12 protein-coding genes are annotated in these 16,782 nt (G+C 68.9%); 6 read left to right on the top strand and 6 right to left on the bottom strand.

Annotated features, from left to right (window positions below; translation table 11 throughout):
- The first annotated feature begins 121 nt into the window (after positions 1-121).
- The 3 genes from ada (at position 122) to gshA (ending at position 4,248) form a co-directional block, all read left to right on the top strand.
- Entirely contained in the window at positions 122-1,213 is a 1,092-nt protein-coding gene (gene ada / locus CFB46_RS04000) for a bifunctional DNA-binding transcriptional regulator/O6-methylguanine-DNA methyltransferase Ada (protein WP_089499303.1), read from the top strand.
- Positions 1,210-2,169 carry a DNA-3-methyladenine glycosylase family protein gene (locus CFB46_RS03995; RefSeq protein ID WP_179235026.1) on the top strand — a complete coding sequence of 320 codons (960 nt, stop codon included), beginning with the start codon at positions 1,210-1,212 and terminating at the stop codon, positions 2,167-2,169. Before ada ends, CFB46_RS03995 begins: the two co-directional genes overlap by 4 nt.
- A 465-nt stretch (positions 2,170-2,634) precedes the next feature.
- Positions 2,635-4,248 (top strand): glutamate--cysteine ligase, encoded by a 1,614-nt coding sequence (gshA, locus tag CFB46_RS03985; RefSeq protein ID WP_179235024.1) that lies wholly within the window; start codon positions 2,635-2,637, stop codon positions 4,246-4,248.
- A 69-nt stretch (positions 4,249-4,317) separates the two neighbouring features.
- On the opposite strand, the gene CFB46_RS03980 is transcribed toward gshA, so the two are convergent.
- Entirely contained in the window at positions 4,318-4,635 is a 318-nt protein-coding gene (locus CFB46_RS03980) for a DUF4148 domain-containing protein (RefSeq protein WP_089499300.1), read from the bottom strand.
- A gap of 473 nt (positions 4,636-5,108) precedes the next feature.
- Here CFB46_RS03980 and CFB46_RS03975 point away from each other — a divergent pair, with 473 nt between their 5' ends.
- Entirely contained in the window at positions 5,109-6,749 is a 1,641-nt protein-coding gene (locus CFB46_RS03975; RefSeq protein WP_089499299.1) for an L-lactate permease, read from the top strand.
- 99 nt (positions 6,750-6,848) lie between these two features.
- Here the strand turns inward: CFB46_RS03975 and CFB46_RS03970 are convergent, their stop codons facing one another.
- Positions 6,849-7,766: a LysR family transcriptional regulator gene (locus CFB46_RS03970; protein ID WP_089499298.1), complete on the bottom strand. Its 918-nt coding sequence runs from the start codon at positions 7,764-7,766 to the stop codon at positions 6,849-6,851.
- Between the two features lie 228 nt (positions 7,767-7,994).
- Between CFB46_RS03970 and CFB46_RS03965 the strand changes: the two genes are divergently transcribed.
- Together CFB46_RS03965 and CFB46_RS03960 are read left to right on the top strand one after the other, a co-directional pair.
- Entirely contained in the window at positions 7,995-10,166 is a 2,172-nt protein-coding gene (locus tag CFB46_RS03965) for a phosphocholine-specific phospholipase C (protein WP_089499297.1), read from the top strand.
- Positions 10,167-10,384: 218 nt separating this feature from the next.
- Entirely contained in the window at positions 10,385-11,110 is a 726-nt protein-coding gene (locus tag CFB46_RS03960; RefSeq protein ID WP_089499296.1) for a phosphonate utilization associated transcriptional regulator, read from the top strand.
- A gap of 98 nt (positions 11,111-11,208) precedes the next feature.
- On the opposite strand, the gene CFB46_RS03955 is transcribed toward CFB46_RS03960, so the two are convergent.
- The 4 genes from CFB46_RS03955 to CFB46_RS03940 all read right to left on the bottom strand — a co-directional run bounded on the left by CFB46_RS03955 (position 11,209) and on the right by CFB46_RS03940 (position 16,690).
- The gene (locus CFB46_RS03955; protein ID WP_089499295.1) at positions 11,209-12,597 is read right to left on the bottom strand and encodes an FAD-dependent oxidoreductase; all 1,389 of its coding nucleotides are present in this window, start codon (positions 12,595-12,597) and stop codon (positions 11,209-11,211) included.
- A gap of 99 nt (positions 12,598-12,696) precedes the next feature.
- Positions 12,697-13,827 (bottom strand): 2-aminoethylphosphonate--pyruvate transaminase, encoded by a 1,131-nt coding sequence (locus CFB46_RS03950; RefSeq protein WP_089499294.1) that lies wholly within the window; start codon positions 13,825-13,827, stop codon positions 12,697-12,699.
- A 47-nt stretch (positions 13,828-13,874) separates the two neighbouring features.
- A complete protein-coding gene (locus CFB46_RS03945) occupies positions 13,875-15,602 on the bottom strand; it encodes a putative 2-aminoethylphosphonate ABC transporter permease subunit (RefSeq protein WP_089499293.1) in 1,728 nt (575 codons plus the stop codon).
- Positions 15,599-16,690, bottom strand: a complete 1,092-nt coding sequence (locus CFB46_RS03940) for a putative 2-aminoethylphosphonate ABC transporter ATP-binding protein (RefSeq protein ID WP_027785779.1) — start codon at positions 16,688-16,690, stop codon at positions 15,599-15,601. Before CFB46_RS03940 ends, CFB46_RS03945 begins: the two co-directional genes overlap by 4 nt.
- Positions 16,691-16,782 lie beyond the last annotated feature (92 nt).

Raw genomic sequence — 16,782 nt, 5'->3', positions numbered from 1 at the left:
TTTATTTTTAGCGATGCGGCCCCGATTCGCCGGCACGAATCACAGAGCAAGATTCGGGGCGCGACGGCATGTGCCGATGTCTAGAGTAGGCACCATCTACACTAGAGAGTGCGAGGTTCAGATGAAAACCGCCTATCCGACCGACGATGCCCGCTGGGGCGCCGTGACCGAACGCGATCCGCATGCGGATGGCGCGTTCTTCTATGCCGTCAGCACGACCGGCGTGTTCTGCCGCCCGACCTGCGCGTCGCGCCAGCCGCGTCGCGAGAACGTGTCCTTTTTTGCCGATCCGGCGGCCGCGCGCGCGGCCGGCTTCCGGCCGTGCAAGCGTTGCCAGCCCGAAGGGCTGCCGCGCGAGCTGGAAATCGTCAATCGCGCGTGCGCGGTGCTCGACGCGCACGCTGAGCGGCTCACGCTGCAGCAGTTGAGCGACGCCGTGCACGTGAGCCCGTTCCACCTGCAGCGGCTCTTCAAGCGCGTGGTCGGCGTGTCGCCGCGGCAGTACCAGGCCGCGCAGCGCGGCGCCGCGCTGCGGCAGGCGCTGCAAAGCGGGCAGCCGGTCACGCGGGCGGCCGTCGACGCGGGTTTCAACTCGCCGTCGCGGCTCTATGCGTCGGTGCCGCGCGAGTTGGGGATGGCGCCGTCCTCGTTCCGCCGCCAGGGCGCGGGCCTGCGAATCGACTATGCGACCGCGTCGACGTCGCTCGGCACCGTGCTCGTCGCCGCCACCGAACAGGGCATCTGCCGGATCGCGTTCGGCGACGACGCGGCGTCGCTCGTCGGCGAGCTGAAGGACGCGTTCGTGCGGGCGGAACTGGTCGAATCGTCGGCCCGGCTCGCGCCGTTCATCACGCAGATCCGTGCGTACCTCGACGGCACGCGGCACGCATTCGACCTGCCGCTCGACATCGCGCCGACGGCGTTCCAGCAGCGCGTGTGGGAAGCGCTGACGCATATCCCGTACGGCGAAACGCGCAGCTATTCGGAGATCGCCGAGGCGCTCGGCTCGCCGCGCGCGGTGCGGGCGGTCGCGTCCGCGTGCGCGTCGAATCCGGTCGCGCTCGCGATCCCGTGCCACCGCGTCGTGCAGAAGGGCGGCGCGCTCGCAGGCTATCGCTGGGGCGTGCGCCGCAAGGCGACGCTGCTCGCGGCCGAGGCGCGTCATATCCATACCGATGAAGCCGAGGCCGAGACGGAGGGCAGTGCGGTTTGAGCATCGAAACGACAACGATCACATCCCTTGCGAACGGCGGCCCGGTGCCGCCGTTCGCGCGGATGGAACTGCGCTACAAGGCGCCGTACGACTGGGCGCGCGTGCTGCGCTTTTTCAGCGGGCGCGCGATTCCGGGCGTCGAGCAGGTAGCCGACGGCGCGTATCGCCGCATCGTCGGCCTGCACGGCGATGCCGGCCGGCTCACCGTCACGAAACACCCGCGCAAGCATTGCCTGATCGCGACCGTCGAAGGGGCGCTCGCGCGCCACGTCGACGATGCATTCGCCGCGCGCGTCGCGACGATGTTCGACCTCGGCGCCGATCCGGCCGCGATCGGCGGCGATCTCGCGCGCGATCCGTGGTTCGCGCCGCTCGTCGAGGCCGCGCCGGGGCTGCGCGTGCCGGGCGCGTGGTCGGGATTCGAGCTGGCCGTGCGCGCGATCGTCGGCCAGCAGGTGAGCGTGAAGGCCGCGACGACGATCGTCGGCCGGCTCGTCGAACGGGCCGGCGAGCGCGTGATTCATGAAGACGACGGCGCGCCCGCGTGGCGTTTCCCGACGCCCGACGCGCTGGCCGCGTGCGATCTCGACAAGATCGGGATGCCCGGCAAGCGCGTGGCGGCGCTGACCGGCGTGGCGCGCGCGGTGGCGGCCGGCGACGTGCCGGTCGACCGCGCGCATGCCGATCTCGCGACGCTGCGCGGCGCATGGCTCGATCTGCCCGGCATCGGTCCGTGGACCGTCGAATACATCGCGATGCGCGCATGGCGCGACCCGGACGCGTGGCCGGCATCCGATCTCGTGCTGATGCAGTCGATCGCCGCGCGGGACCCGGCGCTCGACCGGCTCACCAGCCAGAAGCGCCGCACCGAAGGCTGGCGGCCGTGGCGCGCGTATGCGGCGCTGCATCTGTGGAACGAAGTGGCCGACCGGGCGGGCGGCGCGCGCGGCGGGTAAGCGCGGCGGCCCGCGCTCGGGTGCGACCGCAACGCGGCCGTGCCGCAACCCGCTGCGCAAGCGGTGCCGGCAAGCGCCAAGCGCCGGCGCGACGCAGCCCGTCATGGCGAGTCCGCGCTTCCGGCGTCGGCCGGATGTCGCGCGTGCGATGCCCGCGCACGCGTCGTTTCGCGATCCATTCGGCGACGAGGTTGCACCTGCCGCCACCCGTTCGCCGTTCGCGTTCCGTCCGACGAATGGCGCCGACCGGCGTGCCGAGCGGCCTCGTCCGGACCCGGCGATACCGGCCGGGACTGCCGCGCCCGGCCCGTCCGACGGCCCGCTCAGGCCCGCGCGCCATGCCCGGGGCCACCTCAAGCGCGGGTTCCGGCGAGATGTTAAAGTGCCCGCTACCAACGAAGCGACCAACAATCCAGCCGGCCGCGCGCGGCGTTCTGCGCGCGGCCGTCACGCACTTGCGTCTCCATGTCGAACACCATGACTCACCGCCAGTCCGAACTGCTGCTGAATCGCCTCGACGCGCTGAGCTCGGGCCCGACGCGGCAGCATCTGCCCGACGGCCTGCGCGGCATCGAAAAGGAAAGCCTGCGCGTGACGCGCGACGGGATGATCGCGTTCACGCCGCATCCGCGCGCGCTCGGTTCGGCGCTCACGCATCCGGCGCTGACGACCGACTATTCCGAAGCGCTGATCGAACTGATCACGCCCGCGGAGCGCGACGCCGCGCTCACGCTCGAACGCCTCGACGATCTGCATCGCTACGTCTATTCGTCGCTCGGCGACGAGATGCTGTGGAGCGACTCGATGCCCGGCCTGCTGCCGGCCGACGACCAGATCCCGATCGCCAACTACGGCACGTCGAACATCGGCCGCCTGAAGACGGTGTACCGGCGCGGCCTCGCGTATCGCTACGGCCGCACGATGCAGTGCATTGCCGGCATCCACTACAACTACTCGCTGCACGAGGAGGTGTGGCGGTGCCTGCATGCGGAAGAAGGGTCGACGGCGACGCTCGTCGATTACCAGTCGGAACGCTATCTCGCGCAGATCCGCAACTTCCGCCGCCGCAGCTGGCTGCTGATGTACCTGTTCGGCGCATCGCCCGTACTCGACACGAAGTTCCTGCGTGGCAAGCCGCATCACCTCGACACGTTCGACGCCGATACGCTGTACCGGCCGTACGCGACCAGCCTGCGGATGAGCGATCTCGGCTACTCGAACACGACGGCCCAGGCCGCGCTGCACGTCGACTACAACACGCTGCCCGGCTATCTCGACGCGCTGTCGAAGGCCGTCAGCGAGCCGTATCCGGCGTACGAGGCGATCGGCACGCATCGCGACGGCGAGTGGATCCAGATCAACACGAACGTGCTGCAGATCGAGAACGAGTTCTACTCGACGATCCGGCCGAAGCGTGTCACGTATTCGGGCGAGCGGCCGCTGCATGCGCTCGCGTCGCGCGGCGTGCAGTACATCGAAGTGCGCTGTCTCGACATCGATCCGTTCGAACCGACCGGCATCGCACTGGAGACCGCGCGCTTCCTCGACGCGTTCCTGCTCGCCTGCGCGCTCGACGAAAGCGCGCCGCTCGACTGCGACGCGTACAAGGAAGCGAACGCGAACTTCGGCAGCGTGACGCTGGATGGCCGCAAGCCGGGGCTCACGCTGACGCGCGACGGCCAGCCGGTCACGCTGCAGGCGTGGGCGGATGCGCTGATGGCCGATATCGAAATCGTCGGCCGCCGTCTCGACGACATTCGTGGCGGCGACGAGCATGCGCGCGCGATTGCCGCGCAACGCGCGAAGCTCGCCGATCCGGAGCGCACGCCGTCCGCGCGCGTGCTGCGCACGATGCGCGAGAACGGTCAGTCGTTCTTCGCGTTCGCGCTCGCTCAGAGCGAAGCGCATGCCGCGCATTTCCGCGCGCATCCGCCGTCGGCCGAGACGCTGCGCACCGAGCAGGCGCTCGCCGCGAAGTCGCTGGCCGAGCAGGCCGAGCTCGAAGCGAAGGAGGCCGGCTCGTTCGATGCGTTCGTCGCCGCCTATCGCGCCTATACGCTGAACCGCTTCAGCGTGTGACGATCGCGCATGCGGCCGGCGCAGCGTGCGCCGTGCCGCGATGCGATTGCAATCCGGTTCCGTCAGCGATCAGTGATGGGCGTACGTGCCGCGCTCGGCCGCGTGCGGCAGCGCCGGCTTGCCCGATTCCGCGTCGTCCCGGCCGTCGCTGCCGTAACCGGCGGCGTCACCCTCACCGCGCGCCTGCGCGGCACGCTGCATGACCGCCTGCATGTTCCGCGGAAAGTCGGGACTGCTTGCGAGGCTCGATCGGTAGCCGGCTGCCTGCAGTTCCACGAGTTCCTGGCGGACCTGCGTGCGCGTGAGCGTCGACGCGGCTTGCGCGTGAGCGGCGAACGCCGCGCCGATCAGCATGAACGCGCATGCCGCGTGTTTCATCGTCGTCATCGTGTTTGCTCCGTGAGGTTCCGGTGCCGCGCCATTGCCGGCGCGACCGGAAACGATGCAGCCAGTCCAGGCTTCGGACGCCAAACGAAACATCCTCGCGGCTGGCAGTCACCTTTTCCGGTCGCGCAACATTGCGCGGGCGCCGGTGAGCCGGCCGCGACGGGTTTTCTGTCGAACGCGACAGCGGCACGCCATCTGCCGGCCATCGTGCGGCGGCGGGTTCGCATCGGCTCGCCCGCATCGGGCTTCTCCCCCCTTGTACAAGCGCGTCGCGCCTCCTAACCTCTTTTAAGCGACCGATCGGTTGGCCGCGCAACGTCGTTGCGTACGCAAGCGCCCGATCGCGGTCGCGACTGCAGGACATCGCTTGTACCGAGCCCGGCGCATCGACATGCGAAGCCGGGCCGGCCGCACAAGGCATGGGACCCGAGTAGACGCTGAAACGCCAACTCGGGTCGACATCTGGAGACACGATGAATCCCACCGACGCCCTACCGCCCGGCATCGTCTTCGCGCAACCGTTGACGCCGGTCGCGCACTCGCTGCTCCTGTCGTTCCTCGTCGCCGCGATCCCGATCGCGGTCGCGCTGATCGCGCTCGGCGTGCTGCGCCGCCCCGCGTGGCAGGCGTCGCTCGCCGGGCTCGTCGCGGGCCTGGCGGTCGCGATCGGCGCGTGGGGGATGCCGGCCGAGCTCGCGTTCAACGCGGTCGGCGCCGGCATGGCGCTCGCGGTCGTGCCGGTGATGTGGATCGTCTTCAACGCGCTGCTGCTGTACAACATCGCGGTGAAGTCGGGCCGCTTCGACCAGTTCCGGCAGTGGATGCTCGACAACCTGCCCGACGACCGCCGTCTCGTGCTGCTCGTCGTCGCGTTCTCGTTCGGCTGTCTGCTCGAAGGGATCTCCGGATTCGGCACGCCGGTCGCGATCACGAGCGCGCTGCTGATCGCGCTCGGTTTCCCCGCGCTCGAAGCGCTCACCTATACGCTGCTGTTCAATACGGCGCCGGTCGCGTTCGGCGCGCTCGGCGTGCCGATCACCGTGCTCGGCGCGGTCACGTCGCTGCCGCCCGCGACGCTCGCGCAGATGGTCGGCCGTCAGTTGCCGTTCTTCGCGCTGCTGCTGCCGTTCTACGTGGTCGGCGCATACGGTGGCCTGCGCTCGATCGCGAAGCTGTGGCCCGCGCTGCTCGTGTCCGGCGGCAGCTTCGCGATCGCGCAGTTCGTCACGTCGAACTTCCTCGGCTACCAGCTCACCGACGTGCTGTCGTCGCTCTCGTCGCTGATCGTGACGATCGGCTTCCTGCAGGTGTGGAAGCCGCAGCCCGATCCGCAATTCGCGCTCGCGCGCAGCGTGCCGGCCGCCGCCGGCGCCGCGCGCGCGGGCTTCGGCGGCTGGCTGCCGTGGCTCGTCGTGTCGGTGGTCGTGATCGTCTGGGTGCACGCGAACATCGCGGCGATCGGCGACGTGAAGATCAAGTGGCCGGGCCTGCACAATGCCGTGTACGTGTCGCTGTACCACAAGCCGTATGCGGCGATCTGGGATTTCCAGCCGCTCGGCACGGGCACCGCGATCCTCGTGTCGGCGATCATCACGGCCGCGCTGACGCGCACCGGCCCCGACGCGTTCCTCGAATGCGTGGTGAAGACGTGGCGGCAGACATGGATCGCGATCGTCACGGTGATGATGATTGTCGGGCTCGCATACCTGCTGAACTACTCCGGCATCAGCTACACGCTCGGCACCGGCGTCGCGTCGACGGGCGCGCTGTTCCCGCTGGTGTCGGCATCGCTCGGCTGGATCGCCGTGTTCCTGTCCGGCAGCGACACGTCGGGCAACGCGCTGTTCGGCAACCTGCAGGTCGTCGCCGCGCGGCAGCTCGGCCTCGATCCGGTGCTGATGGCCGCGACCAACTCGTCGGGCGGCGTGATGGGCAAGATGATCTCGCCGCAGAACATCGCGACGGGCGTGTCGACGACGGACCTGAAAGGGCAGGAAGGCGTCGTGTTCGCGCGCACCTTCTGGCACAGCGTGATCCTCACGCTGTTGCTCGGCGTGCTGGTGTTCCTGCAGCAGCACGTGCTGACATGGATGATCCCGGCGCTGCCGAAGTAACGCACGGCGCGACGACGGAAGGAAGGCACGAAGACAACGACGAGGGAAGGCGCGAAAAAAGCGCCCGGCAGTGTGCGGAAGCGGCGAACGCGCGGCGGCTCAGCGCGCGTTCGCCCGCCGCATCGTTCGCCCGGGTTCGATCACACCGGCCGCTTCGGCGCCGTCCGGCAGGATGCACGCGAGGAACGCGTCGATCGCGGGGCTCTGGCGGCGCGCCTTCAGGTAGTACACGTATTCGTCGATCGTCGTATCGACACCGCGCAGCGCGATCACGCGCAGGTCGGGATGGCGCTCGGCCTCGCCGCGCGGAAACAGGCTGCCGCCCACCCCATGCAGGATCGCCTCGCGAATCGCTTCACGGCTGCCGATCTCGGCGACCGAGGTGGCCGCGACGCCGGCCGTGGCGAGGATCGTCTCCGTGCAGCGGCGCGTGATCGACCCTTCCTCGCGGATCAGCAGCCGCACGTCGGCGAGCTGCACCGGGTCGATCGAATCGAACCGCGCGAGCGGATGATGGCGATGCACGACGAGCACCAGCGGATCGGTCGAGATCACCTTGCGTTCGAGGCCGTCGGCATCGTTGCGCTGCGACGAGACCGCGAGATCGATGCGAAACTCCTGCAGCGCCTGCAGGATTTCCTCGGAGTTGCCGATCCGGCACGTGAGCGCGATCGACGGGTGCGCGCTCGAGAAGCGGCCGACCGCGTCCATGATGTAGTACGGGCCCGTCGCGCCGATCCGCAGGTGGCCTTCGAACAGGCCGCCGACGTTGCGCAGCATGATGTCGGCCTGCGCCTCGAGCGCGATCATCTTCTCGACGAGCGGGAGCAGCTCGATGCCCGTCTCGGTCACCTCGAGCTTGCGGCCGCTGCGGTAGAACAGCTCGACGCCGTACACCTGCTCGACCTGCCGGATCTGCGCGGCAATCGTCGGCTGGCTCACGCCGAGGTGGCGCGCGGCGCGCGTGATGCTGCCCTGCCGGACGGTCGCGTGGAACGCCTTCAACTGATCGAACACGACTCGGCTTCTCCCCCTCTACATCGCGCGTCAGCGTAGCGCACGCATGTGTCGGCCGCATGAAAGGCGCATCGTGCGCGACTTCGAAAAAAAGCTGGGGGTGACCGCAAGAAACCTGCGGGAACCGGTCACGGCCGGGACATGCCGGTGAGGGGTAATAACGGCGACGCAGATCGCCGGCTCCGCTCGCCCGGCGAGCCCACTCCCACCGACCACAAGGTTCTCTTCATGTCCTCGAACAATCGACGCGATTTCCTGCGCCTCGCTGCCCAGTCGGCCGGCGCGATGGCCGCCTACGCGGGCTTCCCGCCCGCGATCCGCAATGCGCTGGCGATGCCGGCCGCCTATCGCACCGGCACGATCCGCGACGTGGAGCACGTCGTGATCTTCATGCAGGAAAACCGTTCGTTCGACCATTACTTCGGCGGGCTGCGCGGCGTGCGGGGCTTCGACGACCCGCGTCCGCACCTGCTGCCGAGCGGCGCGCCGGTGTGGCAGCAGCCGCCGGCGTCGGTGTTCACGAAGAACTACCATTCGCGCGGACTCGATCCGTCGGCGCCGTACGTGCTGCCGTTCTACCTCGATCCGAAGCAGACGACCGAATTCCAGCCGGGCACCAACCACGGCTGGAGCAGCGGCCACCTGTCCTGGAACAACGGCCAGTGGGACCAGTGGGTGAACCAGAAGCAGGACGTGCTGACGATGGGCTACCTGAAGCGCCAGGATCTCACGTACCACTACGCGCTCGCCGACGCGTTCACCATCTGCGATTCGTACTTCTGCTCCGCGCATGCGGACACGGCGCCGAACCGCATCTACCTGTGGACCGGCACGGTCGACCCGCGCAACATCTACGGCACCCCGCCGAACGGCCCGGGCATCGGCGAGCGCGACGACGTGAACGGCTACACGTGGACGACCTACGCCGAACGTCTCGAGAACGCGAAGATCAGCTGGAAGGTGTACCAGGGTGGCACGGGCATCCCGGGCGACCCGACCGACAACTACACGGACAACTCGCTGATGTTCTTCAAGCGCTTCCAGGTGAAGGAAGGCGCGAGCGGCCCGCTGGTCGACAAGGGCGCGTCGGACCACACGCTCGCCGAACTCAAGGCCGACGTGCAGGCCAACCGCTTGCCGCAGGTGTCGTGGATCGTGTCGCCGTACAAGTACAGCGAGCACCCGCAGGCGTCGCCGACCGACGGCGCGTTCTACATCAACATGGTGCTCGAGGCGCTGACGTCGAACCCCGAGGTGTGGGCGAAGACGGTGTTCATCCTGAACTACGACGAGAACGACGGGCTGTTCGACCACGTCGTGCCGCCGGTGCCGCCGGTCACGAGCGGCGTGGGCGGCCAGGGCATCGTGTCGTCGAACCTGCTGTCGAACCTCGGCGACGAGCTGCTCGACCTGAACAAGTACCCGGGCGAAATGAGCCCGCTCGTGCCGGGCGCCGACCCGGGCGGCATCCAGCCGATCGGCCTCGGGCCGCGCGTGCCGCTGATCATCATCTCGCCGTGGACGAAGGGCGGCTGGGTCTGCTCGGAGACGTTCGACCATACGTCGGTGCTGCGTTTCCTCGAAGCGCGTTTCGGCGTGAAGGAGCCGAACATCAGCGCGTGGCGCCGGTCGATCTGCGGCGATCTCACGTCGGCGTTCGACTTCTCCGCGCGCCCCTACACGCGCACGGTGAGCTTCACGGTGCCGCAGCACATCGCGACGGCCGGCCAGGCGTACCAGGTGCCCGCGCAGCAGTCGATGCCGGCGCAGGAACCCGGCACGCGTCCGGCGCGTGCGCTGCCGTACGAACTGTTCGTGCACAGCCGCGTGGGCGCGCAGGACGACACCGTGTCGCTCGACTTCGCGAACACCGGCGACGCCGGTGCCGCGTTCTACGTTTACGACCGCCGCAACCCGGCGACGCCGCCGCGCCGCTACGCGGTGTCCGCGCGCGACCGCTTCGTCGATACGTGGAGCACGTCGGCCGCGCGCGGCGAGTACCATCTGGCCGCCTACGGCCCGAACGGCCATCTGTGCGAATTCCAGGGCAACACGCGGCTCGCCGCGGACGGCCGCCACGCGAACCCCGAAGCGAAGATCGGCTACGACGTGCGCAACCGTCACGTGTACCTGCAACTACGCAACAGCGGGCGCGCGACCTGCCGCGTGACGGTCGACAACGCGTACAGCCATGCGCATGCGAAGACCTACACGCTGGAGCCGGGCGAGCGCGTCGAAGGGCACTTCGAGCTGTCGTCGAGCCACGGCTGGTACGATCTGACGATCACCGCGACCACGCTGCACGGCGGCGACGACAAGGTCGTGCGCCGCTTCGCGGGCCACGTCGAGACGGGCCGGCCGAGCCACAGCGATCCGGGGCCGGTGAAGCACACGGCCTGACGGTTGCGCAGGCGTCGCGCGATGCGGGACGATTCCCCGCGCCGCGCGAGCGCCGCGTGCCGGTTGCATGCTGGCCGTGTTCCGTCGGTGTTCCGGTACGCAGGATTGGTTTTTGGAAACTGAAAACTGTTGACAATATGCCGTGGCGCGGGTATACAGGGATCATTCGCCGATATGGCGCCCTCGTTTTCATCCACAGCCCCGCTGCCTGCCCGACCATGACTGCCCCGAACACGCTCAGCGCCATCGAACTCCTGCAAAGCCAGTCGCTCGCGATGATCGTCCAGGACATGCTCGAGCGCGCGATCGTCTCCGGCGAATACGCACCGGGCGAGAAGCTCAACGAAGTCGAGATCGCGACCAGGCTGAACGTGTCGCGCGGCCCGGTGCGCGAAGCGTTCCGCGCGCTCGAGCAGGCCGGCCTGCTGCGCAACGAGAAGAACCGCGGCGTGACCGTGCGGGTCGTGCCGCTGCGCGAGGCCGAGGAGATCTACGAAGTGCGCGCGATGCTCGACGAATCGGTCGCGCGCGCGCTCGCGAAGCGTATCTCGCCCGATACGCTGAAGGTGCTGAAGGGCATCATCCAGTCGATGAAGGATGCCGCGAAGACGCACGACGTCACGCGCTACACCGAGCTGAACGTGCAGTTCCACGACGCGATGGTCGTCGGCGTCGGTAATACGCATCTCACCGATACCTACCGGCGGCTCGTGCGCCAGCTCGGCCTGCTGCGCCAGGCGGCGATCGAGGCCGAGGAGGATGCGATCGCCGTGTCGGCGGCCGAGCACGACAAGATCGTGCAGGCGCTCGCGGCCGGCGACGAGGAAAAGGCCGTCGCGCTCGTGCGCGAGCACGTCGCGCACGGCCTCGCGCGGATGCGCCGCATGCACGAACAGGGGTTGCCCGCGACGGGCAAGGCGGCGCGGGAGAAGGCCGGCGCATAAGAGCCGGCAATGCCCCGCGCGGGCTGCCGCGCACCGGCAAAGGGACGCGTCGCCGCGTCCCTTTTTCGTTGCGCTTCAGCTCGGCGGGTCAACCATCGTCACGCCTTGTCGGCCTTCCCCGCCGCGCTCGCGAACTTCGCGAGCCACGTATCGACCGCCGCCGGCTGCCGGTTCTCGTCCTCCGCGCGTTCCTTGCGGCGAATCGCGTTGCGCACGACGTGCGCGCCGACATAGCGGATCGGCTCCGGCGGGAAATGGCCGAGCGGGCCGCGCACGATCGGGCTGCGCGTCCACGCGTTGTCGAGACCGAGCACCAGCGACGACAGGATCTGCCCGCCCATGTAGGTCGGCCCGACGCCGTTGCCCGAATAGCCGAAGCCGTAGAACACGTTCGGCGCGTCGTCGAGGCGGCCGAAGAACGGGAAGCCCGTCACGGAGCGGTCCGACGGGCCGTTCCAGCTTGCGGTGATCGGCACGCCCGCGAGCGACGGGAAGAACTCGCGCAGGCTCTGCGTGAGTTGCGCCTCGTACGGCGAGCGCCGGTCGAACACCGGCGCGATGCGGCTGCGCCACGAAAACGTGTTGCCGCCCTTGCCGAGCATCAGCCGGCCATCGACGGTCGTGCGGTAGTAGTAGACGAAGATCCGCGAATCGAGCACCGACACGCCGTCCACCAGTCCGGTGCGCTCGAGTAACTCCGGGCATTTCTCGGTGATCACCATGTCGCTCGACACGACCGCGATCGTCCGTTCGAACTGCGGGAAGCGGCTTGCCATCCACGCATTGATCGCGAACACGAGCTTGCCCGCCGTCACGCTGCCGGACGGCGTACGCACGACGGCCGGCTGCCCCGGCGTGAAGTCGAGCATCGGCGTGCGTTCGTAGATCCGGATCCCCATGTCGAGCGCGACGCGGCGCAGCCCGCGTACCAGCTTGCCGGGATGCACGGTCGCGGCGATCGGCGAATAGACGCCGTCGAGATTGCGCGCGGAGCCCGAGCGTCGCGCGACTTCGGCGGGCGGCAGCGGCTCGTAGCTGTGGATGCCGCACGCGGCGAGCGCGTCGAGCACCGGCGCGAGCGTGCCGATCTGCGCGCGCGACGTCGCGGTGTACAGCGTGCCGTCGAGCCGCAGTTCCGCGTCGATGTCGTGCGCGCGGCAGAAATCGGCGATGTGCTGCACGGCCGCTTCCGATGCCTTCACGAGCCGGATCGCCTCGGCTTCGCCGAACAGACGCCGCAGCGTCAGGAATTTCGCGGACCACGTGAGCAGGCAGCCGCCGTTGCGGCCGCTCGCGCCGGCGCCGCAGAGGTCGGCTTCAAGGATCGCGATGTCGAGCGCGGGGTTCTGCTGCTTCGCCTGGATCGCGGTCCAGAGGCCCGTGAAGCCGCCGCCGACGATGCACACGTCGGCCTGCGTCGCGCCTTGCAGCGCGGGGGCGAGATCGCCGTCGTTGAACAGCGCTTGTTCGATCCAGAAGGGTCGCATCGGAAGGTTCGTCGATAAGGGGCCGTGCGGCGCACGGCCGGGGAAAAACGGGCGGCCGCATGCTCATGCGCACGCGGCCGGGTGCATCGCGTCACATCGTCATGCCGCTGCTTCGGCCGATACGCGGCGCACGCCCATCGCCATCAGCGTGTCGGCGATTGCCGCGACGGCGCCCGGAATCCCGGCTTCGCCGAAATGGCCGATGCAGCCGACGCGGAACGTCTCCACTTCGGTCAGCTTGCCCGGATACAGAATGTAGCCGCGCTTTTTGACCTCCTGATAAAACCGCTTGAAATCGTAGTTCGGATCGTCCGGCGCATGGAACGTGACGATGATCGGCGCCTGGATCGCCGGATCGAGGAACGGCCGGAAGCCGAGCGCGAGCATCCCGTCGATCAGCGCGCGATAGTTGCGCTGGTAGCGGCCGCCGCGCGCGGTGAGCCCGCCTTCGTCGACGTATTGCGCGACGGCCGCGTCGAGCGCGGCGACCACGTGCGTCGGCGGCGTGAAGCGCCACTGCGTCGTGCGCTGCATGTAGACCCACTGGTCGTACAGGTCCATCGCGAGCGAGTGGCTGTTGCCTTCGCAGCGTTCGAGCGCGCTGCGCCTCGCGATCACGAAGCCGAGCCCCGGCACGCCTTCGAGACACTTGCCGGACGCCGCGATCACCGCGTCGAACGGCGTCGTGCGCGCGTCGATGTCGATCGCGCCGAACGAGCTCATCGCGTCGACGATCAACGCGCGCCCGTGGCTGGCGACGACCTGCGCGATCTCGTGCAACGGGTTCAGCACGCCGGCGCCCGTTTCGCAATGCACGAGCGCGATGTGCGTGATCGACGGATCGGCCGCGAGCGCGCGCTCGACGTCGGCCGGATCGACGCGGCGATCCTCGCGGTAGTCGATCGTCGTCAGCTTGCGGCCGAGCACGCGGCAGATCTTCGCGAGGCGCTGGCAGTACGCGCCGTTGTTCGGCACCAGCACGTGGCCGTCGCGCGGCACCAGCGTGCCGATCGCCGCTTCGACCGAGAACGTGCCGCTGCCCTGCAGCGGCACGCATTCGTGCGTGCCTTCGCCGTGCACGATCCGCAGCAGGCGTTCGCGCAGCCGCGCGGTGATCGCGTTGAAGTCGCCGTCCCACGAACCCCAGTCGCGCAGCATCGCGTCGCGGGTGCGGTCGGAAGTCGTCAGGGGGCCGGGGGTGAGCAGGATGGGCTGGGCGGCGAGCGTCATGGTGTCTCCTTGATGAAGTCGGGACGTCACGTGAATGCGGCGGGAAATCAACGGCGATGCGGATGGCGCCACACCTGCGTACGGCGCAGCAGGCGATGCGAGATGCAGGCGAACAGCACGCACGCGAACGACGACGTCGCGAGCACGAGCGTGGCCATTGCGGCGGCCGGGCCCATCTGGCCCGCGTCGTCGAGGTTCAGGATCGCGACCGATGCGGGCTGCGTGTCCGGCGAGTACAGGAACGCGACGGCCGACACCGTCGTCATCCCGTTGACGAACAGGTAGCGCGCGATCAGCAGGATCGCGGGCAGGCACACGGGCACCGTCACGCGCAGGAAGGTCTTGTAGAACGGCACCTTCAGCGATGCGGATACGGCCTCGAACTCGCCGTCGATTTGCCTGAGTGCGGTGACGGCGGTGAGATGGCTCGACGCGTAGTAGTGGACGACCGTGACGATCGCCAGCAGCCACAGAGATCCGTACAGCCCGTTCAGCGGATTGCCGGGCGCGTTGAACAGGAAGATGTAGCTGATGCCGAGCACGAGCCCCGGCACGCCCATCGGCAAGATCGCGCACAGGCTGATGAAGCCGCGCAGCCAGCGCGCGCCGCGGGTCTTCTCGATCAGGTAGGCGCCGCCGAACACGACGATCGTGCCGCCGAGCGCCACCGTCGCGGCCATCCGCAAGCTGTTCTTGTACGCATCGAAGATCCCGGCCGCGATCAGCCCCATCTTGTAGTGCTGCAGCCCGAGCGTCATCTGGTACGGCCAGAACTTCACGAACGACGCGAACACCGAGATGCCGACCACCGCGACGAAGAACGCGCACACGAGCGTGCAGTACGCGAGCATCGCGGCGTCGAAGCCGCGCGACGGCTTCGGCTGGTACGGCGTCGAGCGTGCGCCGAGCTGCGACTGCTGGCGGCGGCGGATGAAGAAGTCGATGCCGAACGCGACGAGCGCCGGGCACAGCAGCATCAGGCTCACCACCGCGCTGCGGTTGAAGTCCTGCAGCCCGATGATCAGCTTGTAGATGTCGGTCGACAGCACGTTGTACGAGCCGCCGATCACGACCGGCACGCCGAAGTCGTTGATGCACATCGTGAACGCGACCATCGTCGCGCTGATCAGCCCGTACTTCGCGCCGGGCAGCGTGATCGTGAAGAACTTGCGCAGGCGGCGCGTGCCCATCGCGTCGGCGGCCTCGTAGAGCCGGCCGTCCGCGAGCGACAGCGCGGTGACGAGGATCATCAGCACGTGCGGGAACGACGCATACACCATGCTCAGCACGATGCCCGGCAGCCCGTAGATCGAATGGCCGTGCAGCAGCGGCTTGAGCAGCCCCGCGTTGCCGAACCAGTAGATGAACGACACGGCCGACAGCAGCGTCGGCGCGAGCAGCGGCAGCAGCGCGATCGTGCGCGCGGCGTTCTTTAGCGGCATGCACGAGCGCGTGAGCGCATACGCGAACGTGAACGCCATCGGCACGACGATCGCCGTGACGAGCGCGCCGACCGTCAGCGAATGGAGCATCGAGCGCAGCACGCCGCTGTCCTCCAGATACTCGACGAAGTTGTGCGCGCCGACGAACCGCCCGTCGGCGTCGACGAAGCATTTCTGCACGACGAGCGCGAGCGGCAGCAGCAGGAACAGCGACATCAGCGCGGCCATCGCGACGAGCGCGAGCTGGGCGATGCGGTCGTGCCAGTGCGTGATCTGTCGCACGTCGGCGGGGGCGGACGCGCCGCGGCGGCGCTCGGTCAGGACGGTGCTCATTGCAGTCGCTCCTTCGCGCACGGGAACACGCGGACATGCTCGCGATCGAGCGCGAGGTCGATGCGCGCGCCGGCCTGCACGCCGGTGCGGTCGACGTCGTGATACGACAGGTCGGCGACGATCTCCTGGCCGTCGAGCCCGTCGATCCGGAAGCTCACGCGGCAGAACGCGCCGAGGAATTCGAGCTTCTCGACGCGGCCGGCCAGCACGTTGTCGGCCGTTTCGCCCGGCACGCGGATGCGCAGGTCCTCGGGCCGCACGTAGACCGACACCGCCGCGCCCTGCGCGGGGCGGGCCGCGCCCTGGCGGCAATCGAGGCCGACCGCGCCCGCGCGCAGCGTGCCGTCCTGCGCGACTTCGGCGGGAATCGTGTTGACGCGGCCGATGAAGTCCGCGACGAAGGGCGACGCCGGCTGACGGTAGATTTCGAGCGGCGTGCCGATCTGTTCGATCACGCCGTGGTTCATCACGACGATGCGATCGGCCATCGACAACGCTTCTTCCTGGTCGTGCGTGACCATGATCGTCGTCACGCCGAGCCGCTGCTGCAGCGCGCGAATTTCCTGGCGCAGCCGCACGCGCACGCGCGCGTCGAGCGCCGACAGCGGCTCGTCGAGCAGCAGCAGGCCGGGGGACGTGGCGAGCGCGCGCGCCAGCGCGATGCGCTGCTGCTGGCCGCCGGACAACTGGCCCGGATGCTTGCGGTGGCTGTCGGGCAGGCCGACCAGCGCGAGCAGCGTGTGCACGCGCTCGTGGATCGCGTCGCGCTTCATCTTCCGGTTCACGAGCCCGTACGCGACGTTGTCGTACACGGTGAGGTTCGGGAACAGCGCATACGACTGGAACACGATCCCGTAGTCGCGCAGTTGCGGCGGCAGCCGCGAGATGTCGCGGCCGTCCTGCATGATGTGGCCGGCGTTCTGCGTCTCGAGCCCCGCGATGATCCGCAGCAGCGTGGTCTTCCCGCAGCCGGACGGCCCGAGGAAGCAGATCATCTCGCCCTTCATCACGCTCAGGTTGATGTCGGTGAGGACTTGCGTGTCGTTGTACCGCTTCTCGATGCGTTCCACGCTCAGATAAGGTGCCATGCGCGCCTCCTTGGAGGGGCGGCCCGGGGGCCGGATTCGACGACGGAAAGAGGAAGGCGGGGCGGCGCGCGGCGCGGCCCCGCTGTGGGTCG

This window comes from Burkholderia sp. HI2761, assembly GCF_002223355.1.
Lineage (GTDB): Bacteria > Pseudomonadota > Gammaproteobacteria > Burkholderiales > Burkholderiaceae > Burkholderia.
Note: the sequence above shows the minus strand (reverse complement) of the source record. Positions and strands in the feature narration are given on the sequence as shown.